Source organism: Pseudomonas ficuserectae, from assembly GCF_024584585.1.
Lineage (GTDB): Bacteria > Pseudomonadota > Gammaproteobacteria > Pseudomonadales > Pseudomonadaceae > Aquipseudomonas > Aquipseudomonas amygdali.
This window is the reverse complement of record NZ_CP085684.1, coordinates 2,719,358-2,738,853: the sequence shown is the minus strand read 5'-3', so window position 1 is coordinate 2,738,853 and position 19,496 is coordinate 2,719,358. Positions and strand designations below refer to the sequence as shown.

At 59.9% G+C, this 19,496-nt stretch carries 18 protein-coding genes and 1 pseudogene; 14 read left to right on the top strand and 5 right to left on the bottom strand.

The annotated features are described in order from the left end of the window. Genes urtC through LJU29_RS11985 form a run of 9 tightly spaced genes read left to right on the top strand, consistent with a single transcriptional unit; the run spans nucleotide 1 to nucleotide 7,742 of the window. Nucleotides 1-1,143 (top strand): urea ABC transporter permease subunit UrtC, encoded by a 1,143-nt coding sequence (gene urtC / locus LJU29_RS12025; RefSeq protein WP_257112439.1) that lies wholly within the window; start codon nucleotides 1-3, stop codon nucleotides 1,141-1,143. Then, nucleotides 1,140-1,877 carry an urea ABC transporter ATP-binding protein UrtD gene (gene urtD, locus LJU29_RS12020; RefSeq protein ID WP_005753678.1) on the top strand — a complete coding sequence of 246 codons (738 nt, stop codon included), beginning with the start codon at nucleotides 1,140-1,142 and terminating at the stop codon, nucleotides 1,875-1,877. The genes urtC and urtD overlap by 4 nt, the downstream gene beginning before the upstream one ends. A gap of 2 nt (nucleotides 1,878-1,879) precedes the next feature. Then, on the top strand, nucleotides 1,880-2,569 hold the full coding sequence (urtE, locus tag LJU29_RS12015) for an urea ABC transporter ATP-binding subunit UrtE (protein WP_005746864.1): 690 nt from the start codon (nucleotides 1,880-1,882) through the stop codon (nucleotides 2,567-2,569). A gap of 22 nt (nucleotides 2,570-2,591) precedes the next feature. After that, entirely contained in the window at nucleotides 2,592-3,032 is a 441-nt protein-coding gene (gene ureE, locus LJU29_RS12010; protein WP_005753676.1) for an urease accessory protein UreE, read from the top strand. Beyond that, nucleotides 3,029-3,760, top strand: coding sequence for an urease accessory protein UreF (locus LJU29_RS12005; protein WP_005746867.1), 732 nt, complete (start codon nucleotides 3,029-3,031; stop codon nucleotides 3,758-3,760). The genes ureE and LJU29_RS12005 overlap by 4 nt, the downstream gene beginning before the upstream one ends. Before the next feature lie 27 nt (nucleotides 3,761-3,787). Beyond that, complete coding sequence (locus LJU29_RS12000) at nucleotides 3,788-4,483, top strand: urease subunit beta (protein WP_257112438.1); 696 nt, start codon at nucleotides 3,788-3,790, stop codon at nucleotides 4,481-4,483. Nucleotides 4,484-4,486: 3 nt separating this feature from the next. Next, nucleotides 4,487-6,199 (top strand): urease subunit alpha, encoded by a 1,713-nt coding sequence (ureC, locus tag LJU29_RS11995; protein ID WP_122322618.1) that lies wholly within the window; start codon nucleotides 4,487-4,489, stop codon nucleotides 6,197-6,199. Nucleotides 6,200-6,225: 26 nt separating this feature from the next. Further along, nucleotides 6,226-6,888 carry an urease accessory protein UreG gene (gene ureG, locus LJU29_RS11990; RefSeq protein WP_257112434.1) on the top strand — a complete coding sequence of 221 codons (663 nt, stop codon included), beginning with the start codon at nucleotides 6,226-6,228 and terminating at the stop codon, nucleotides 6,886-6,888. Continuing rightward, nucleotides 6,885-7,742, top strand: coding sequence for an urease accessory protein UreD (locus LJU29_RS11985; RefSeq protein ID WP_122322619.1), 858 nt, complete (start codon nucleotides 6,885-6,887; stop codon nucleotides 7,740-7,742). The genes ureG and LJU29_RS11985 overlap by 4 nt, the downstream gene beginning before the upstream one ends. Nucleotides 7,743-7,810: 68 nt before the next feature. Here the strand turns inward: LJU29_RS11985 and LJU29_RS11980 are convergent. After that, nucleotides 7,811-8,568 (bottom strand): annotated as a pseudogene (locus tag LJU29_RS11980) (oxidoreductase). 59 nt (nucleotides 8,569-8,627) lie between these two features. On the opposite strand from LJU29_RS11980, the gene LJU29_RS11975 reads away from it, so the two are divergent. Then, the gene (locus tag LJU29_RS11975; RefSeq protein WP_005753663.1) at nucleotides 8,628-8,963 is read left to right on the top strand and encodes an ArsR/SmtB family transcription factor; all 336 of its coding nucleotides are present in this window, start codon (nucleotides 8,628-8,630) and stop codon (nucleotides 8,961-8,963) included. A 141-nt stretch (nucleotides 8,964-9,104) separates the two neighbouring features. Here LJU29_RS11975 and LJU29_RS11970 read toward each other — a convergent pair whose 3' ends face one another. Then, nucleotides 9,105-10,727 carry a methyl-accepting chemotaxis protein gene (locus LJU29_RS11970; RefSeq protein ID WP_122322620.1) on the bottom strand — a complete coding sequence of 541 codons (1,623 nt, stop codon included), beginning with the start codon at nucleotides 10,725-10,727 and terminating at the stop codon, nucleotides 9,105-9,107. Nucleotides 10,728-10,927: 200 nt separating this feature from the next. Here LJU29_RS11970 and LJU29_RS11965 point away from each other — a divergent pair, with 200 nt between their 5' ends. Beyond that, nucleotides 10,928-11,908 carry an IS5-like element ISPsy2 family transposase gene (locus LJU29_RS11965; protein ID WP_054078085.1) on the top strand — a complete coding sequence of 327 codons (981 nt, stop codon included), beginning with the start codon at nucleotides 10,928-10,930 and terminating at the stop codon, nucleotides 11,906-11,908. Nucleotides 11,909-12,318: 410 nt separating this feature from the next. On the opposite strand, the gene LJU29_RS11960 is transcribed toward LJU29_RS11965, so the two are convergent. The 3 genes from LJU29_RS11960 to LJU29_RS11950 are packed head-to-tail and all read right to left on the bottom strand — an operon-like array spanning nucleotide 12,319 to nucleotide 15,583. Then, on the bottom strand, nucleotides 12,319-13,794 hold the full coding sequence (locus LJU29_RS11960) for an FGGY family carbohydrate kinase (protein WP_122322627.1): 1,476 nt from the start codon (nucleotides 13,792-13,794) through the stop codon (nucleotides 12,319-12,321). 30 nt (nucleotides 13,795-13,824) lie between these two features. Then, nucleotides 13,825-14,757, bottom strand: a complete 933-nt coding sequence (locus LJU29_RS11955) for a transketolase family protein (RefSeq protein ID WP_122281687.1) — start codon at nucleotides 14,755-14,757, stop codon at nucleotides 13,825-13,827. Then, nucleotides 14,747-15,583: a transketolase gene (locus LJU29_RS11950; protein WP_005753658.1), complete on the bottom strand. Its 837-nt coding sequence runs from the start codon at nucleotides 15,581-15,583 to the stop codon at nucleotides 14,747-14,749. Before LJU29_RS11950 ends, LJU29_RS11955 begins: the two co-directional genes overlap by 11 nt. A gap of 360 nt (nucleotides 15,584-15,943) precedes the next feature. Here LJU29_RS11950 and LJU29_RS11945 point away from each other — a divergent pair, with 360 nt between their 5' ends. The 3 genes from LJU29_RS11945 (at nucleotide 15,944) to LJU29_RS11935 (ending at nucleotide 19,489) form a co-directional block, all read left to right on the top strand. Then, complete coding sequence (locus LJU29_RS11945; protein ID WP_016981998.1) at nucleotides 15,944-16,948, top strand: ABC transporter permease; 1,005 nt, start codon at nucleotides 15,944-15,946, stop codon at nucleotides 16,946-16,948. A gap of 63 nt (nucleotides 16,949-17,011) precedes the next feature. Continuing rightward, the gene (locus tag LJU29_RS11940) at nucleotides 17,012-17,944 is read left to right on the top strand and encodes a sugar ABC transporter substrate-binding protein (RefSeq protein ID WP_122322621.1); all 933 of its coding nucleotides are present in this window, start codon (nucleotides 17,012-17,014) and stop codon (nucleotides 17,942-17,944) included. Nucleotides 17,945-17,959: 15 nt separating this feature from the next. Then, entirely contained in the window at nucleotides 17,960-19,489 is a 1,530-nt protein-coding gene (locus LJU29_RS11935) for a sugar ABC transporter ATP-binding protein (RefSeq protein WP_122322622.1), read from the top strand. The last annotated feature ends 7 nt before the right edge of the window (nucleotides 19,490-19,496 follow it).

Genomic DNA, 19,496 nt, shown 5'->3' with positions numbered 1-19,496 from the left:
ATGAACAACATGACTGAAAAGCCACTGGCCGGGACGCCGGTCAAAGCAGCCCGACCGGACTGGCTGAGTGGTGGCTGGTTGTCGCTGATCGAGCGCTACAGCCTGATCTGGCTATCGCTGCTGTTGTTGGTGGTATTGCCGCTACTGCTGGGCGATTTCCGTCTGGGGCTGGCGGGCAAATACCTGAGCCTGGCGTTCTGCGCCGTGGGCATGGTGATGATCTGGGGCTACGGCGGCATTCTCAGCCTCGGCCAGGGGATCTTCTTCGGCCTGGGCAGTTACATGATGGCGATGTACCTGAAACTGGAAGCCACTGCCACGGACGAAGCCGCCAGCGCCCTCGCCGCTTTCTACGGCTCGGCGCTGCCGGACTTCATGATCTGGAACAGCGTCGAGGCCCTGCCCTGGTGGTGGAAACCGTTCGAATCGGCCACCTTCACCCTCGCAGCGATCCTGATCCTGCCTGCGCTGCTGGCGTTTCTGTTCAGCTATGCCTACTTCAAGAAGCGCGTCGGTGGCGTGTACTTCTCGATCATTACCCTGTCACTGGCCTCGATCATGTCGATCATGATCATCGGCCAGCAGGGCTACACCGGCGGCGTCAACGGCCTGACCGATTTCAAGACTGCCTTCGGCCTGAGCCTGCAGACGCCCCAGACGCCCTGGATTCTCTACCTGATCACCACACTGTTGCTGCTGGCCAGCGTCGCGATGTGCGGGTTCATTCTGCGCAGCCGCCTGGGCAAGGTGATCGTGGCAATCCGTGATCGCGAAGACCGGGTGCGTTTCTCCGGTTACAACACTGCGCTGTTCAAGGCCTTCATTTTTGCCGTGGCCGCACTGATTTCCGCGCTGGGCGGGGTGATGTTCACCTTGCAGGTCGGCCTGGCGTCGCCCTCGCTGGTGGGCATCATTCCGTCCACGGAAATAGTGATCTATGCCGCGCTGGGCGGTCGCCTTTCACTGGTCGGCGCGGTATACGGCACGCTGCTGATCGGGGCAGCCAAGACTTACCTGTCGGAGAACTTCGTCAGCTTCTGGCAATACTTCATCGGCTTTCTGTTCATGGCGGTGGTGCTGTTCCTGCCGACCGGCCTGGCCGGGCTGTTGCAACGCCTGAGCAACAAGGAGGCGCAGTCATGAGCGCAATGTTACTGAGTGTCGAAGACCTGACCGTGTCGTTCGATGGCTTCAAGGCGGTCGATAACCTCAACTTCTATGTCGAGGAAAATCAGGTGCATGTGGTGATCGGCCCCAACGGCGCGGGCAAGACTACCCTGCTCGACATGATCTGCGGCAAGACCCGCCCGAGCGCAGGCAGCATCCGCTTCAAGGACCTGCAACTGGCGAACATGATCGAATACCAGATCACCCGCGCAGGCGTGGGTCGCAAGTTTCAGAACCCGTCGGTGTACGAAGACCTCACCGTGCGCGAAAACCTCGACATTTCCTCGCCGGACAAGCGCGGCATCTTCAACTGCCTGTTCGCTGGAAGAAATGCAGCGCTGAGCGCCGAAATCGAACAGACCGCCGAAATGATCTTTCTCAAGGACCAACTGGGGCGCAAGGCCGGGCTGTTGTCTCACGGCCAGAAGCAGTGGCTGGAGATCGGCATGTTGTTGATGCAGCGTCCGGAACTGCTCCTGCTCGATGAGCCCGTGGCCGGCATGAGCGCTGGCGAGCGGGAGAAAACCGCCGGCCTGCTCAAGCTCATCGCCAAGGGCCGGGCAATGGTCATCATCGAGCACGACATGGAGTTCGTGAAATCGGTGGCCGACAAGGTCACCGTCCTGCATCAGGGCAAGACCCTGGCCTACGGCTCGATGGATCAGGTACAGAACGATCCTCGCGTCATCGACGTCTACCTGGGGCACTGAACATGCTGAATGTCTCTCACCTCAATGTGTATTACGGCGACAGCCATGTGCTGCGTGACCTTAGCCTGGAGCTTGCACCGAGCGAGTCGCTGGCGATCATGGGCCGTAACGGCATGGGCAAGACCACGCTGCTGAGAAGCCTGGTGGGCATGCTGCCGACCCGCAGCGGCAGCATCACCCTGGCCGGGCAGGAACTGACTGGCAGCAAGAGCTATGAGCGGGTCGCAGCCGGGGTCGGTTTCGTACCGCAGGGGCGGATGATCTTCCCCTACCTGAGCGTCGAGGAAAATATCCTCACCGGTATGCAGGGCGCACCCGCTGCGCCGATTCCCGACTACGTCTACGAATACTTTCCGGTGCTGTTCGAGATGCGTCGGCGCAAGGGCGGCAACCTCTCTGGCGGCCAGCAGCAACAGCTGGCCATCGCGCGGGCATTGGTCTCCAATCCCAAGGTGTTGATCCTCGATGAACCCACCGAAGGCATCCAGCCGTCGATCATCAAGGACATCGCCAAGGCCCTCAATCTGCTGAAAAAGGAGCGCGGGTTTTCGCTGATTGTTTCCGAGCAGGTGCTGTCGTTCGCCATGGCCGTGGCTGACCGCTATCTGATCATCGAGAAAGGCGAATTCGTTCATAGCGAAGTCCGCGAAACCGTCGACCGCGAGCGCATCCTGCGCTACCTGACCATCTGAACAGAGCACAGGAGCCATCGCCATGCTGATACTCGACCGCATTCTGGGCCAGGCCAGCGACCCTGCCCTCGCCGACCGCCTGCATGACCTGAGCCACGCCGGACAGGTCGAAACCCTGAGCCTGTCCGGCAGTGACATTCAGCGCCATCGCCTGCGCCTGGCCAGTGATCAGGGCACCGACTGCGCCATTCGCCTTGAGCGTCACCAGCAGCTGCGCAACGGCTCGGTACTGATGCTCGACAGTCAACGCGCCATCGTCGTGCAGATGCAGGATCAGGAATACCTCGACCTGTTGCCAAGGGACGCAGCAGCGGCGCTGGAGCTGGGTTATTTCGCCGGCAATATGCATTGGGCAGTGCGCTTTGCCGGTGACATCCTGCAAATACCGCTCAATGGCCCGCAAGCCGATTACCTTGAACGTCTGGCCCCCATGCTTGCGGACGGCCGGGTACGATGCGCATGAACGCCATGAGCAGTCTGCTGCTGGCCCTGCAACAGGCCGACAGCTTCTTTCCCGGTGGCGCGGTGGCATGGTCGTGGGGCCTGGAAACCCTGCTGGCTGACGGGTATCTCGGCAATGGCGAAGTCGTCGCGCCACGCCGCCGACAGCGAACCGTTCGCCTCAACCGCAGTGCCGAGGTGCACGGTTTTGTCGAAGGCCAGTTGCGCCACCGCTGGAACAGTTTTGACCGGGTATTTCTACTTGCTGCATGGCGCACGGCCGATGACCAGCCTGCGTTGATGGCCATGGACGCGCAGATCGAAGCCTTGACCCTCGCCGAGGAACTGCGTCAGGGCTCACGGCGTGTAGGCCAGGCATTGCTGGCCGTGCACGTCGCGTTGGGCATGCAGGATGCGGCGGCTTATCAACAGCAGGTTCTGGCGGGTAACGCGCCGGGGCATTTGCCAGTTGTGCAGGGCTTGCTCTGGAACCGTCTGGGCATGCAGCGCGATCACTGCCAGCTGGCGGCGGCGCACGGTTTGTGTACCGGGCTGGTCAGCGCCGCCGTGCGCCTGGGGGTCATTGGCCATATCGATGGGCAACGGGTCCTGACCAATATCCAGCCGCTGATCACCGAACTTCTCGCAATGGAGCCACCCACCCCGGACGACGCCTGTGGTTTCACGCCCATGGCCGAAATCGCCGTGATGCGCCACGAAACCCAGGACCTGCGCCTGTTTGCCAATTGAGCCAGCCACCCTACCGGGAGCCCTGTCATGCTGCTGACCCCCACCGAGCTTGAACGACTGACGCTATATACCGCCGCCGAACTGTCACGCAAACGCCGCAGCAAGGGCCTGCGCCTGAATTTCCCGGAAGCCTCGGCCCTGATTGCCGACGAGATTCTTGAAGGCGCACGCGAAGGCCGAAGTGTTGCCGAGCTGATCGGGTTCGGCTCGACCATTCTCAATACCGATGATGTGATGCCAGGCATCGCCGACCTGCTGCCCGTGCTGCAAGTGGAAGGCACCTTCCCGGACGGCACCAAACTGGTCACCGTGCACCAGCCCATCAGGCCGGGCAAACTGCCGCTTACCGTCATGCCGACACCTGGCGAGATACTCTCGCCGGACAGCGATATCCAGCTCAATAGCGGCCGACCGACCGCGACCCTGCGTGCGATCAATACGGGTGACAGGCCGGTACAGATCGGCAGCCACTACCATTTTTTCGAAGTCAACAAGGCGCTGGATTTTCCGCGCGAAACGGCCTTCGGCATGCACCTGGACATTCCCGCAGGCACGGCGGTGCGTTTCGAACCGGGCGAGCTGCGCGAAGTGCAACTGGTGCAGTTCGGCGGCACTGGTGACATTCACGGTTTCAGCGGCCTGACCAATGGCAACCTGCACGACCCGGCCTGCAAACAGACAGCGCTGGAGCGTGCCCGCGCCCAACATTTCAAAGGAGCCTGAAGCATGGCGACGATGACCCGCAAGGAATACGCTGCCATGTACGGCCCCACCAAGGGCGATGCAGTGCGCCTGGGCGACACCTCGTTGCTGGCCGAAGTCGAATTCGACTACTCGGTGCCCGGCGACGAGTGCCTGCACGGCGGCGGCAAGACCCTGCGCGACGGCATGGGCCTGATGCCCGGTCATGACAGCGCCGACGGTGCCCTGGACATGCTGATCTGCAACGCGCTGATCATCGACCCGGTGATCGGTATCGTCAAAGGCGACATCGGCATCAAGGATGGCAAGATCGTCGCGATTGGCAAGGCAGGCAATCCGCAGATCATGGACGGCGTACACCCACAACTGATCTGCGGCGTCGCCACCACGGTGCGCGATGCCGAGGGACTGATCGTCACCCCCGGTGGCATCGACGTGCATGTGCATTTCGACTCCGCGCAACTGTGCGAGCACGCGCTGGCGGCGGGCCTGACAACCCTGATCGGCGGTTCACTGGGACCGATCACGGTCGGCATCGACTGTGGCGGGGAATGGAATGTCGGCAAGATGTTACAGGCCGCCGAAGCATGGCCGATCAACTTCGGCTTTCTGGGGCGCGGTAATTCAAGCAAGCCCGAATCGCTGCTCGGGCAACTGCGCGGTGGCTGTCTGGGGTTGAAGATCCATGAAGACTGGGGTGCCATGCCTGCGGTGATCGACACCTGCCTGAAGGTGGCCGACGAATACGACTTTCAGGTCCAGTTGCACACTGACACGCTGAATGAATCCGGGTTTCTTGAAGACACACTGGCGGCCATCGGCGACCGCACCATCCACATGTACCACACAGAAGGCGCAGGCGGCGGACACGCCCCGGACATCATCAGTGTGGCGGGTAAAAGCAACTGCATCCCCTCCTCCACCAACCCGACCAACCCTTACACGGTGAACACGTTCGACGAGCACCTGGACATGATCATGGTCTGCCACCACCTCAATCCAGACGTACCGGAAGACGTGGCGTTCGCCGAATCGCGGGTACGGCCACAAACCATCGCCGCTGAAGACATTCTTCACGACACTGGCGCCATTTCGATTCTCGGCTCTGACAGCCAGGGCATGGGGCGCATCAACGAGGTGATCTGCCGCACCTGGCAACTGGCGTCGAAAATGAAAGACCAACGCGGCCGCCTGCCGGAAGAAACCACGGCACTGGGCGACAACGAGCGGATCAAGCGCTACATCGCCAAATACACCATCAACGCTGCGCGGGTGTTCGGCATCGATAGCTACATCGGCTCGCTGGAGCCCGGCAAACTGGCCGATCTGGTGCTGTGGCGACCGGCGTTCTTTGGCATCAAGCCGGAACTGGTGGTCAAGGGCGGTTTTATTGTGCATGGCGTGATGGGCGATTCCGCCGCCTCGCTGTACACCTGCGAGCCATTGGTGATGCGCCCGCAATGGGGGGCGTTTGGCGAGGCGAAGCAGGCGCTGTCGGTCAATTTCGTCAACCGCCTCGCCGTCGAGGCCGATACCGCTACACGGCTGGGGCTCAAGAAGCAACTGCTGCCCGCGTTCGGCACGCGCACCCTGCGCAAGTCGGACATGTTGCACAACGATGCCTGCCCGGACATCCGCGTCGACCCGCAGACCTTCGACGTGTATGCCGACGGCGAGCGTCTTTACTGCGAACCGGTCAGCGAAGTGCCCCTAGCGCAGCGCTACATGCTGCGCTGAACCTCGACCACACAGGAAACCCGACGATGAGCCTGCCCTTGAATGCACCCGCCACGCACACCGATGTCCAGCCTCACCCCGGCGCTGCCCGAGTCGGAATCGGCGGCCCGGTAGGCTCGGGAAAAACCCGTTTGCTGGAACAACTGATTCCACGTTTTATCGCGCGTGACATCGAGCTTGCGATCATCACCAATGACCTGGCCACTCGCGAGGATGCCGAGCGCGTGCAGCGCAGTGGCCTTATCGACCCGCAACGGGTGCGCGCAGTGGAAACCGGTGCCTGTCCGCACACCGCCATTCGCGAAGACCCAACCCTCAACCTGCAAATGGCTGACGAGCTGGAAGCACGTTTCGGCAATCTCGACCTAGTGCTGATCGAGTCAGGCGGCGACAACCTGGCCTCGACCTTTTCGCTGGATCTGGTGGACTTCTGGATCTTCGTCATCGACGTCGCGGGCGGTGACGACATACCGCGCAAACGTGGCCCCGGCGTATTGAGCTGTGACCTGCTGGTGGTCAACAAATATGACCTGGCGCCTTATGTGGGCGTTGATCTGCCACGCATGCGGCGCGAATCGGCGGACGCGCGAAATGGCCGGCCCGTCCTGTTTACCAACTGCGGCACCGGTGAAGGTGTCGACGCAGTGGTTGACGCGATAAGCCGCGCCGTCTTGTTCGACCGCCCATGAACGCCCATCAAACGTTACTGCCCGTCCAGGCCAAAACCACGGCGCATATTGCCTTCAGCAAAGCGCCTTCGGGAGCCAGTTATGTGTCCCGTCAGGAAGTCGGCTACCCCTTCCACCTGGGGCGCACCCTGACACTGCCGCAAGACCCGCCAGGCATGGCAGCGGTCTACCTGCAATCGTGCTCGGGGGGCCTGTTCGCAGGCGAAGCCCTGCACCTGCATCTGCACGCAGGGCCAGGCACACAGGTGCACGTCAGCACTGGTGCTGCGACGGTTGCCCACAGCATGCTGGAACGGTCCGCGCAGCAGAGCGTCACGCTGGTCGCCAAACCTGGCGCGCTGCTGGAGTACCTGCCGATGGCCACCATTCTGTTTCCGCAGACGCAGCTGCACAGCCTGGTAAATGTCACCTTGCACCCCGATGCGCGGGTCATGTTGTGCGACGCTTTCTGCCTGCACACGCCCCAAGGCAGCGAGGGCTTACCCGGCTTTTACCGCGCTGATCTGCAGATTCACTGCCCGGCCGGAAAACTGCTGGCCGGTGATCGGCTGGCAATGACTGGCGCAGACCTGCAACGTCGTTTGCCGGGCGTCAGCGGTCAATTGCAAGCCTTGGCGACGTTCATGCTGGTGGGTCAGGGTTTGCCTGTGGAGGATTTGAAACGGGCCTTGCGCGATGCATTGTGCATAGTCTCAGAGAGCTATCTGGGCGTCAGCGCGCTGCCGAATGATTGCGGCGTATCTGTGCGCATTATGACCGCCGATGCCGTGGCACTACGCAACGCCCTGCACCTGGCCTGGGCGTGCGCTCGCCAGCAACTGACCGGCATTGCGCCGCGGGCGCGGCGCAAGTGAAACAGCGCGGGTTTGATCGTGGCACCGGGGCTGATGCAGATCGATGCAGCCCCGGTCGTCACACTGGCTCAGCGATAACGTTCAAGCCAGTGAGCGTAAGGCGCAGGCAGGGTCCAGGCCGATTTTTCGACACCCAGCTCTTTCGCTGCGAAGTACGCCCAGTGCGGGTCGGCCAGATGCGCACGGCCTATCGAAACCAGGTCAAGCTGGCCGGATTTAACCGCGTCTTCTGCCAGTTTCGGCTCGCCAAAGCCCCAGGCGCTGGTCACCGGAATATCTGCTTCACGACGCACACGCTCGGCAATTGGCCCCATGAACGCAGGCCCCCATGGAATGTTGGCGTCTGGCGTGCTGAAACCGACGCTGCGATATCTTCCAGGGTCATGGCGCGCGGGACTTTCGGCAGGTTGGCACCGAACGCAATAGCGGAAGGCGCAATAGTGTCCCAACCGCGCGAATCGGAAGCGACAATGTGGTCGTCGCCTTCCCATGGACGATTGGCGCTGGCCTTGCGTCCTGCGTGGGCGATCTGAATGCCCGGCACGCAACCTGCGTCCTTGATGGCTTTGACAATCGGCACGAACGCCTGCGCCTGCTCATCGTTCCAGATACCGGTGCAACCGGGGGTGATGCGCCCTTCCGGTGCAACCGCGGTGGCCTCAACCACCAGCAAACCTGCACCGCCACGCGCCATACTGGCAAGGTGAACGTGGTGCCAGTCATTGACTACCCCGTCGATTGCCGAGTATTGGCACATCGGAGGAATGGCGATTCGGTTACGCAGCGTCACGTCTTTCAGTTTGAAGGGTTCGAACAATGCAGACATTGAAAAGCTCCCGTAGGCCAGATGACTTTTGATTTCAGTTGTTCGATGGTAATCGAACTATGGCAATCAACGGAAGCCTTGATATCATCCGCACCATGCGAACCTTCCAACACCCTGATCCAGAAGACCTCACCCTCGAACGCGTGCTCTACGCCTTGAGCGACCCGGTGCGCATGGAAATTGTGCGCTACCTTGCGGGTGTCGCCGAAGCCACTTGCGGTGAGCTGGACGGTGGCCGGCCGAAATCCAGCATGTCCCACCACTTTCGCGTTTTACGGGATGCAGGGCTCGTGCAGACGCGAAACATCGGCACCACGCACATGAATTCGTTACGCACGCAGGTGCTGGAGAGCCGGTTTCCGGGGTTGTTGGGGAGTGTTCTGGCGCAGCGGTAAAGCAGCAAGGCGTCATTCCTGAGCACCTGTGCTGTCACTTCATTGCATGAATGCGAAAACGCCCGGTATCAGTCAATTGCCTGATACCGGGCGTTTCTTTGCTGCTGCGAATCTATTTACCGACTCGCTTGCCAGGCTGCCTTACAGCTGAAATTTCCCCACTTCCATCTGCAGACTGGTGGCCAGGTTTTTCAGCCCGCCGCTGGTCTTGAGCAGTTCCTGAACCGACATGTTGTTCTGTTCGGCCATTTGCGCAGAACGCTCGACATTACGTGCAACATCCTGGCTGGCTGCGGTTTGCTCACGCAGTGCAAAGGATATCTGGTCGACCACTTGCAGAACCTTGCCCGAACTGTCGCGAATCTCGATGATGGCCTGACCGGCCGTGCCAGCCATCTCCACCCCCTGATTCACTTCCTGAACACCGCTGCGCATGCTCTCGACCGTTTCGCGTACGCCTGCCTGAATTTTCTCGATCATTCCGGCAATTTCCTTGGTGGACTTGCCAGTGTTCTGTGCAAGCAGGCGTACTTCATCGGCAACCACGGCGAAGCCGCGACCCTGCTCACCGGCACGAGCCGCTTCGATAGCCGCGTTGAGCGCCAGCAGGTTGGTCTGGTCGGCGATGCCTTGAATCACGCTGATGATCGATGAAATGTGCTCGGAGTGCTGACCCAGGCCTGCAACCTGTGTTGACGACAGCTGCACGGTCTTGGCAATGCCGTTCATGCTGGACAGCGTATTTTCGATGACCTGCGCACCATCCTTTGACTGCTGACCCGAACGACTGGCGAGTTGATGCGCCTCATCGGCATTTTCGGAAACGTGGTGGATGCTGACGGTCAGTTCTTCAATGGTGGCCGCCATCATCGACGCAGACGTCGACTGTTCCTGAATTGCACCAGAAAGCTGCTCGGAGGCACCGGAGATCTGTTGCACGGCGAGTACCAGCTGATTAGCCGCCTGGCTGATCTGTTGAATCATCTCACGCAGGCGGTTTTGCATACGATCGAACGCTTTCGGCAGTTCGTCGTGGCTGCTGGTGTCGATCACTGTGTCCAGCTTGCCGTTGGCAATTGCCGTTGCAGCATCGATGGCCAGTTGCAGGCGTGCTGTGGTGCTGCGCCCCAATGCGGTAGCCAGAATAGCCGAGAGCAGCGCTGCCGCAAGTCCGCCACACATCAGAATCATGATAGCGAAATGCTTGGCGTCCAGCATACTCTGGGTTCTTTCCACCAGAAGCTTGTTCTCGGTGGCGCTGATTTCAGCCAATAAAGCACGCATGCTGTCCATCTTGGCCTTATCGGCACCGGAGGTAATGCGATTGTCCAGCTCGTCATCGGACATATTGCGAGCGGTCAGGTCGCGGCGCAGGGCGATGATCGGATGGATATCTTCATCGAGCCAGCGCTTCTGAGTTTCACCCAGCGAGGCCAGACGACGCTGTTGTTCCGGGTTATCGGCGGTCAGGCGCTTGAGCGAATCGAGCTCTTCGGTGAAACGCTTTTCACCTGCTAACAGCGGCTCCAGAAAGGCATCTTTCGAGGCGATAACAAAGCCTCGCATACCCGTTTCGATATTGATTAGTTGCTCAAGAGCCAGTTGTGCATCACTGAGTACCTGATAGGTATGGACGTTGCTGTTAGTAGCGTCCTCAACCTGCTCGAAGCCTCTGTAGGCACTGAACACCAGCACGGCGATTAGAACGACTATAGCAACGAAACTGAAGTACAGCTTTTGCGAGATGCTGAGCTTGCTGAACATGATGTTAATCCTTAGCCGTGCCTGTCCGTGGCAGGGTGATGAGCTATCTAGTCGACAGAGGTGGTGGAACTATTCTGCGCGAGTGATGTCGTTTCGACATCTGTATTGTCGCCCGTGCTTTCCTTAACTTTAGGGAAACTCTGAAAAAGACTTCCTAATTTGGCAAAATCTCCGGACACCAGTCGCCGAGCTTTTCGATGATGAAACAGATGACCTTCGCCGACGCCGAGTATGCCGGCAAGCGCAAGCAGACCCGTAAGGAATTGTTCCTGATCGAGATGGATCAGGTGGTGCCCTGGAAAGGTTTGATTGCCCTGATTGAGCCCTATTATCCAAAAGGAGAAGGTGGCCGGCCCGCCTACCCACTGATGGCGATGCTGCGTGTTCATCTGATGCAGAACTGGTTCGGCTACAGCGATCCGGCGATGGAAGAAGCGCTGTATGAGACGACCATCCTGCGTCAGTTTTCAGGCCTGAGCCTGGAGCGAATTCCAGACGAAACCACCATTCTCAACTTCCGTCGTCTGCTGGAAAAGCACGAGTTGGCGACCGGGATTCTCGGCGTAATTAATGGTTATCTGGGCGACCGTGGCTTGTCGTTGCGTCAAGGCACCATCGTCGATGCCACGCTGATTCACGCGCCCAGTTCGACCAAGAACAAGGATGGCAAACGCGATCCTGAGATGCATCAAACCAAGAAAGGTAACCAGTACTATTTCGGCGCCAAGGCTCACATCGGCGCCGACGACGAGTCAGGCCTGGTGCACAGCGTGGTAGTAACAGCGGCCAATGTGGCAGACGTCACGCAGGTTGCCAAACTGCTGCACGGCGAGGAAAACGTAGTCTGCGCCGACGCAGGTTACACCGGGGTCGAGAAGCGCGAAGAACACGCTGGGCGCAAGGTCATTTGGCAGATTGCCGCCCGCCGCAGCACTTACAAAAAGCACGGAAAACGCAGTATTTTGTACAAGGCGATCCGCAAAATCGAGAAGGCCAAGGCCCAGGTTCGCGCCAAGGTCGAGCATCCGTTTCGGGTCATCAAACGCCAGTTTGGCTATGAAAAAGTGCGCTTTCGGGGCTTGGCCAAGAACACCGCGCAGATGGTGACGTTGTTCGCCCTGTCAAACCTGTGGATGGCCCGCCGACATTTGTTGGCGAGCGCAGGAGAGGTGCGCGTGTAATGCAGGAAATGGTTACCGCAAAAGGCTTTGCAGCGGCCGAAAGAGCTAAAAAGCGAAGATAATTGAGCAAATTTCGACATGCATCGTTTTTTGAAAAGTGCTGAGGACTCGGTAGCCGGAAAACATCCGGCTACTTCAGACCTTCCTTAGGGTCCGGCTTTAAACACACTGCATAAATGGCATGCTGTGTTAGTCAAACTAATGATAAGGCTGAAGAAAATAATTTAAATGACGACCAGCCTGTAAATTTTTCGCACATGAATTCGCTAAAATATTGACGTTGGAAAAACGTTATTATCTTCTCTATAAGTTTGGACATGCGCGGTGCAATGGCTCTTTTGCGCCTTGTTGAGCGGAGACTATCGGTGAGGCATGTGCACCGTTAGTTGGGAAAAGTCATACTAATCGCTCTAACATACGACCCGCCGCAGCGCTTCCTTCCATTCCAGATACAAACCCTGCAGATTCCTGCCGGGAACGGGGTCAAAGCGTTCGCGCTGTCTTTCCAGCGCTTGCAGGTCGGCGGCGTTATTCCAGAGGCCGAGGGCTTTGCCCGCCAGGTGCGCGGCACCCAGCGCCGAGACCTCCGGCGACAGGCTGCGGATCACCGGGCGTTGCAACAGATCTGCCAGAAACTGCATGAGCCAGCGATTGCGGGTTGCCCCACCATCCACCCAAAGCTCTTTGAGCGGCGTGCCGATGTCAGCCTGCATCGCATCGAATACATCGCGAATCTGATAACCGATGGACTCCAGCGCAGCGCGCATGATGTGGGCGCCGGAAGCCCCTTCGGTCAAGCCGCAGATCAGCCCGCGGGCGTCAGCCTGCCAGTGTGGCGCGCCCAGTCCGGACAGCGCCGGAACAAAGTAGACACCGCCATTGTCGGCCAATTGCGTGGCCTGTTCGCTCAGGGCATCTATGGATTCTCCGGCCATCAGTCGCGCGGCCCATTGCACCGCTGCGCCGGTGTGTACGATGTTGCCCTCCATTGCATAAGTCGACGCTACGCCATCATGCCAGGCCATTGTCGTCGACAGACCATGGCTGGAGGCGATAGGCCCGACCATTGGCGTCATCAGCGAAGAGCCGGTGCCCAGGGTCGCCTTGACCAGTCCGGGGGCAAAACCGCCCTGCCCGTAGAGTGCAGCATGCGAATCGCCGATCATCGACAGAATCGGAATACCCGCGTCCAGCCCGCCGACCGCCACGGTATGAGCAAACAGGCCAGCACTGGGCTGAATCGTGGCCAGTGCAGCAGCAGGGATTGAGAACAGCTCGAGCAATTGCGGATCCCAGCAGCGAGTATGCAGGTTGAACAGCTGGGTACGTGCCGCGTTGGAGCAATCGGTCGCGAAAGCTTGCCCTGCGCTGAGCTTCCAGAGCAACCAGCTGTCGATGGTCCCCAGGCAGATTTCCCCTGCTGCTGCGCGAGCGTGACCATTGTCCAGGTGATCGAGAATCCAGCGCATTTTGCCAGCGGAAAACATCGGGTCGAGGGCCAGCCCGGTTTTGCTCAGAATCATGGCTTCATGGCCTTGGGCATGCAGCTCGGTGCACAGCGGCAACGAACGACGGCATTGCCAACTGATGCAAGGCGACAAGGGTGCCCCGCTGGCCCGGTCCCACGCCACCACTGACTCGCGCTGGTTGCTGATGGCCAGTGCGCTGATCGGGCGCTGCAGACCAGTCATGCAATCTGCGATGGCCTCAAGCGTGGCTTGCCAGATCAGCAATGGGTCCTGCTCCGAATAACCGGCCTGCGGGTGGCTGATGCTCAAGGGCCGTGAACCACGTGCGACGACTTGCCCCTGTTCGTTGACCAGCACGGCCTTGGCATTGCTGGTGCCTTCATCGATGGCCAGAATCAGCGGAGAGTTTTCATTCATGGTCTGGTTACTCGACATGCAGAAATGCCCCTAACGCAAACGTGCAGCGGCCGCGACAATGCCGTCTGCATCAATGCCATGCAAGGCACGCGTCGGCTCACGGGCACCGGCTGCTGCGTACTCACCGTCACCGATGCCCAGGCGAATCAGGGTGATGCCCAGCGCGTTCTCGGCGAGCAATTCAGCCACCAGGCTGCCGAGCCCGCCATTAATGTTATGTTCTTCGACAGTAATCACCCCGCGACTGCCGCTCAAGGCGTTGAGCAGCGCATCACGTTGCAGTGGACGAATCGAAGAAAGGTTGATGACCTGCGCGTCGAGCCCCTGCTCCGCCAGCCGCGCCGCAGCGTCTACCGCCTCATGCACCACCGAACCCAGTGCGACGATGGTCAGGTCTGAACCACGGCGCAGAATATCGACTTTTCCGGGTACGAAGCGGTAGCTGGGGTCATGCAGTTCACGCAGCGGCTTGCCATCGAGGCGGATGTACACCGGGCCGTGATAACGCAGGGCGTAATAAATGATCTGCCGGCACTCCAGCGGGTCGGACGGCGCGAAAATCTGTACGTTGCCAAAGCCGCGCATGACCGAGATGTCGTCCAGGCAATGGTGGGTACTCGCCAGCGGCCCATAGCTGGTGCCCGCATTGAGCCCGAACATTTTCACATTGGCCTGGTTGTAGCAGACATCAACCTTGACCTGCTCGCAGGCCCTGGAAATCAGGAACGGCGCAGCGTTGCAGGTGGCAGCGATCTTGCCCCCCAGCGCCAGGCCCGCCGCCACACTGACCAGCGACTGCTCAGCGATGCCGACATTGATTACCCGCTCCGGAAAACGCTGCATGAAGGGGGCGATCTTGGCGGTGGACGTCGAGTCGCTGACCACTGGCACCAGGTCCAGACCTTCGTCGACGGCCGCGATAAACGCGTCCACCATCACGCTGGCAAAATGCTCACTCGACATGATTCAACTCCTCCAGTGCTGCGCTGACTTCATCACCTTTCGGCACCCGGTGGTGCCATTCGGATCGCCCTTCGATAAACGACACGCCCTTGCCTTTGATGGTGTGGGCGATCAGCACCTGAGGCGCGCCTTTGCGCAGTTGCATCTGCTCCAGAGCCGTCACCAGTTGCCCGACATCGTTGCCATCGCATTCGCTGACCGTGAAGCCAAACGCCGCCCATTTCTCATCCAGCGGGTCCAGCGGCATGATCTCTGCCGTGAGGCCCGCCAGTTGCAGTTTGTTCTTGTCGACGATCACAAACAGGTTGTCCAGGCCGTACTTGGCGGCTGCCATTGCCGCCTCCCAGTTCGAGCCTTCCGCCAGTTCGCCGTCGCCGGTCAGCACGTAGATTCGTTTGGTGCTCCCGGACATCTTCGCCGCCAGCGCCAGGCCTACCGCAACCGGCAGACCGTGGCCCAACGCACCGGTATTGAGCTCGATGCCCGGCGTTTTCTGCCGCACCGGGTGGCCCGGCAGACGCGAATTGAAATGCTGATACTCGGGCAGCCACGCTTCGGGGATATAACCGGCCTGGGCCAGACAGCAATACAGACCACCGACGCCATGGCCTTTGCTCTGGATGTAGATATCGCGCGCCGGGTCTTCGATGCGCTCGGGGCTGATATCGAGAATACGGAAATACAGGGTTGCAAGAATGTCGGTTTCCGAAAGGTCGGCCCCCGTGTGCCCTCCCGCAGGCGATCCGGCATTGAGGGTGATGACATTACGCCTGATCAGGCGTGCCTGTTCTTTGATCTGCTGGGCATCGTAGCGGAAGGCATTCATGGAGCGGCTCCTGCGGGGCTAGCCACGCGGTGATTCATTATTCTGAAAAGCACTTGAATATTTATTCACAGCTGAAAATATATTTATATTTAGACGTTGATCCCTCAACAGGTCAAGCAGGCGCGCACCTGAAAAATCAAAAAACGTTGATTACATTTTTTGCCGACGACATTTGAATCAGCTGCGCGAGGCTCTGTCTTGAGGCTCACAGGGACGTTTTAGGTGTATTCGCAAGGATTGAAGAAAATTAAACCGCTTGACTTTGCTCAGCCGGAGATGGAATCTGAATTAACAGTCAGGCATGCATATATATTCAGACAGCCAGAACAAACTCCAACAACAATAAATCCGGAGACCCCCATGGACGCCAAAGCCCCTGCTCATCAGGCTGCCGCAAAACCGTCAGGCCGGGCGTGGTTGCTCAAGCTGTTGCCTGACAACATCGGTGGGCCATTGATTGGCCTGGCCCTGCTGCTGGTGGTCTTTTCCTTCAGCTCCGAATTCTTCTTCACCCTGCGCAACGGTCTGAACATCCTTGACCAAGTGACAGTGCTGGGCATTCTCGCCATCGGCATGACGGCGGTGATCGTTATCGGCGGCATCGACCTGTCTGTTGGTTCGGTGCTGGCGTTTTCGATGATGATGCTGGGCTGGCTGTATCAGGACCAGGGCCTGGCGCTGGGCCTGGCGATCCCGATAGCCATAGCGACCGGCATGCTCGCCGGGCTGGTGTCCGGCTTGCTGATTACCTACGCCAGACTGCCCGCCTTTATCGCCACGCTGACGATGATGTCGGTCGCCCGAGGCCTGGCAAATATTCTTACCGAAGGCCGGCAGATCGTCGGTTACCCGGAGTGGTTCACCAGCCTGGCCACCGTGCGCCATTTCGGCTTTCTGTCGGCCACAGTCGGGCTGTTTCTGGTCATGCTGGGCGTGGCCTGGGTATTCCTGCGTTTTCGGGCCGGTGGGCGCAACCTTTACGCCATTGGCGGCAGCCCTGAAGTAGCGAGGCTTTCAGGGATCAAGGTGCGAGCCATCACTTTATGGGTGTACGCCATCAGCGGCGCGCTTGCCGGCATCGCCGCTGTGACGATGGCCGCCCGCCTCGACTCCTCGCAACCCAGCGCCGGGCTGACGCTGGAACTGGACGCCATTGCCGCAGTGGTTATCGGCGGTGCCAGTCTCAGCGGCGGTGTCGGCAGCGTCGGTGGCACGCTGGTCGGTGTATTGATCATCGGCGTGCTGCGCAACGGCCTCAATCTGCTTGGCGTTTCGCCCTTCATTCAACAGGTCGTTATCGGCGTGGTCATTGCCCTCGCTGTGACCATCGATACCTTGCGTCGTCGCTCCAACAGTGCTCATTAAGCGTTGTCGTTTTGTGCTTGACCGATGTTGACATCCCCAACAATAAAATCAGGAGTCACCGCCATGTTCATGACCAAAAAACTGCTCCTCGCCACGGCCCTGGCCGCCGCCACACTCACCACAGCAGGCTCGACCTGGGCCAAAGAGCTGACCATCGGCCTGGCCGTAGCCAATCTGCAGGCTGACTTCTTCAACCAGATCAAACAGTCGGTCGAAGCCGAAGGCAAAGCCCGCGGGGTGAAGATCATTACCGTCGATGCGCAGGGCAACTCATCGACTCAGGTCAGCCAGATCGAGGACCTGATCACCCGCCAGATTGATGCGTTGATCTACATTCCCGCAGGTGCCACTGCCGCGGGCGTGCCAGTCAGGGCCGCCAAGGCTGCCGGGATTCCGGTAATCGCTGTGGACCGCAATGCGCCTGACGCGCCCGGCGACACATTTATTGCCAGCGACAGCGTGGCGGGTGCACGCACGCTTGCCGAATACGTTGGCAAGGTGACTGGCGGCAAAGGCCGCATCGCCATCCTTCAAGGGCAGTTGGGCACAACCCCGGAAAACGACCGGGCGAAAGGTTTCCAGGAAGGTTTGAAAGGCTTTCCCGGCCTCAAGGTCGTTGCCGAGCAGCCTGCCGAATGGGCGCAGGACAAAGGCTTTGCAGTCGCTCAGGACCTGTTGCAGCGTGACCCGAACATCAGCGTCTTTTTCGGTCGCGCTGACGCGATGGCCCTCGGTGCTGCACAGGCGGTAAAAGTCGCCAACCTCGGGCAACCGGTGGTCATAGTCGGTTTTGACGGCGACGTGGCAGGCCTCAAGGCGGTGGCAAGCGGCGTGCTGCAAGCGACCATGACCCAGCAGACGCAAAAGATGGGGCGCATGGCCGTTGCCTCCGCACTTGACCTCAAGGCTGGCAAAGCCGTGCCCAAGGAACAACTGCTGGAAACCGTGCTGACCACCAAAGACAACGTCGCGCCTTTCCTGCAACAGCACCCTTGAGCCACGGAGTCCGCCATGCAAGCTGCTCTGGATAACCCGACGCTCCACAACCCTGAGGTCACACCTGCAGCAGTGCTGTGCCTGCGTAACATTGGCAAGACTTACGGCCCGGTGCAGGTGCTTTCACAGATCAATGTCGACGTGCGGCCAGGTGAAGTGCTCGCCCTGCTCGGTGAAAACGGCGCAGGCAAATCGACCTTGTCGTCGATTATCGCGGGCCTCGTGCAGCCTGAAGCGGGAGGCTCCATGAGCTGGCTCGGCGAGGATTACGCGCCAGCCTCTCCGGGCGCGGCGCTGGGCGCTGGCATCGGCCTGATTCATCAGGAGATTCGCCTGCTGGCGCAGTTGTCGATTGCCGAAAACATCTTTGTCGGGCGGCTGCCCATGCGCCACGGCAAGGTCGACCGGGACTACATGCAAGCGCAGGCACAGAAGCAGTTGGAACGCCTCGGCCTCGACGTGTCAGCTTCGCGCAAGGTCGAGGGTTTAAGCGTCGCTGCACAGCAACTGGTCGAGATCGCCAAAGCCCTGACCCTGAACGCACGCCTGCTGATTCTCGACGAGCCCACCGCCGCTCTTGGCGGTGAAGAAACCGAGCTGCTGTTTCAACAGGTCGAGCGCCTCAAGGCTGAAGGCGTGTCGTTCATCTATATCAGCCATCGTCTGGAAGAAATCGCACGAATCGCCGACCGTATTCTGGTACTGCGCGATGGCCGCCAGATTGCGCTCCACGCCACCGCGCAGGTGTCGGTGCGCGAACTGGTCGAACAAATGGTCGGGCGCAGCCTGGAACGTATCTTCCCCGTCCTGCAAGCGCCGCAGGACAGAGTGATGCTGCAGGTCAAGGACCTCGCCTGCCGCGAGTTCGCCTTGCATGGCATCGACTTCAGCGTACGCGCCGGTGAAGTGTTCGGCATCGCCGGAGTGGTTGGCGCGGGCAGAACCGAACTGATTCGGGTGATTGCGGGCGCAGCCCGGGATATTCAGGGGCACATGCAACTGGATGGCGAAACCGTTCAACTGCACTCACCCTCGCAAGCGATTCAGGCGGGCGTGGTGCTAGTGCCTGAAGACCGCAAGCAACAAGGCGTGGTGGTCGAGCACCGTATCGAAGACAACCTGGTCTACGGCAACACCGATCTGTTGCACAGCGGCAACTGGGTATCGCCAAAAAGCCTGCACGCGTTTGCCCGAAACGCCATTTCGCGCCTCGGCGTAAAAGGCGCGCCCGAGCAGCGAATCGACAGCCTGTCCGGCGGCAATCAGCAGAAAGTCATCATTGCCAAATGGCTGGCCCGCAACCCCAAGGTGTTCATTCTCGACGAGCCGACCCGAGGCATCGACGTTGGTGCGCGGGCGGCGATCTACGAGGTGATCGCCGAGCTGGCGGCAACCGGCATGGCCGTGATCGTGGTCAGTTCCGACCTCGACGAAGTGCTGGGTTTGTCACACCGGGTCATGGTCATGAGCCGTGGCCGGCAGATGGGCATCCTTGAACGTGGCGAAGCGACACCGGTGTCAGTCATGGAAATGGCCACCGCCTGAGAGCAAA

Coding starts and splice junctions, on each gene's coding strand:
- urtC (WP_257112439.1), top strand. CDS start 1: ATGAACAACATGACTGAAAAGCCACTGGCCGGGACGCCGGTCAAAGCA.
- urtD (WP_005753678.1), top strand. CDS start 1,140: ATGAGCGCAATGTTACTGAGTGTCGAAGACCTGACCGTGTCGTTCGAT.
- urtE (WP_005746864.1), top strand. CDS start 1,880: ATGCTGAATGTCTCTCACCTCAATGTGTATTACGGCGACAGCCATGTG.
- ureE (WP_005753676.1), top strand. CDS start 2,592: ATGCTGATACTCGACCGCATTCTGGGCCAGGCCAGCGACCCTGCCCTC.
- LJU29_RS12005 (WP_005746867.1), top strand. CDS start 3,029: ATGAACGCCATGAGCAGTCTGCTGCTGGCCCTGCAACAGGCCGACAGC.
- LJU29_RS12000 (WP_257112438.1), top strand. CDS start 3,788: ATGCTGCTGACCCCCACCGAGCTTGAACGACTGACGCTATATACCGCC.
- ureC (WP_122322618.1), top strand. CDS start 4,487: ATGGCGACGATGACCCGCAAGGAATACGCTGCCATGTACGGCCCCACC.
- ureG (WP_257112434.1), top strand. CDS start 6,226: ATGAGCCTGCCCTTGAATGCACCCGCCACGCACACCGATGTCCAGCCT.
- LJU29_RS11985 (WP_122322619.1), top strand. CDS start 6,885: ATGAACGCCCATCAAACGTTACTGCCCGTCCAGGCCAAAACCACGGCG.
- LJU29_RS11975 (WP_005753663.1), top strand. CDS start 8,628: ATGGCAATCAACGGAAGCCTTGATATCATCCGCACCATGCGAACCTTC.
- LJU29_RS11970 (WP_122322620.1), bottom strand. CDS start 10,727: ATGTTCAGCAAGCTCAGCATCTCGCAAAAGCTGTACTTCAGTTTCGTT.
- LJU29_RS11965 (WP_054078085.1), top strand. CDS start 10,928: ATGAAACAGATGACCTTCGCCGACGCCGAGTATGCCGGCAAGCGCAAG.
- LJU29_RS11960 (WP_122322627.1), bottom strand. CDS start 13,794: ATGAATGAAAACTCTCCGCTGATTCTGGCCATCGATGAAGGCACCAGC.
- LJU29_RS11955 (WP_122281687.1), bottom strand. CDS start 14,757: ATGTCGAGTGAGCATTTTGCCAGCGTGATGGTGGACGCGTTTATCGCG.
- LJU29_RS11950 (WP_005753658.1), bottom strand. CDS start 15,583: ATGAATGCCTTCCGCTACGATGCCCAGCAGATCAAAGAACAGGCACGC.
- LJU29_RS11945 (WP_016981998.1), top strand. CDS start 15,944: ATGGACGCCAAAGCCCCTGCTCATCAGGCTGCCGCAAAACCGTCAGGC.
- LJU29_RS11940 (WP_122322621.1), top strand. CDS start 17,012: ATGTTCATGACCAAAAAACTGCTCCTCGCCACGGCCCTGGCCGCCGCC.
- LJU29_RS11935 (WP_122322622.1), top strand. CDS start 17,960: ATGCAAGCTGCTCTGGATAACCCGACGCTCCACAACCCTGAGGTCACA.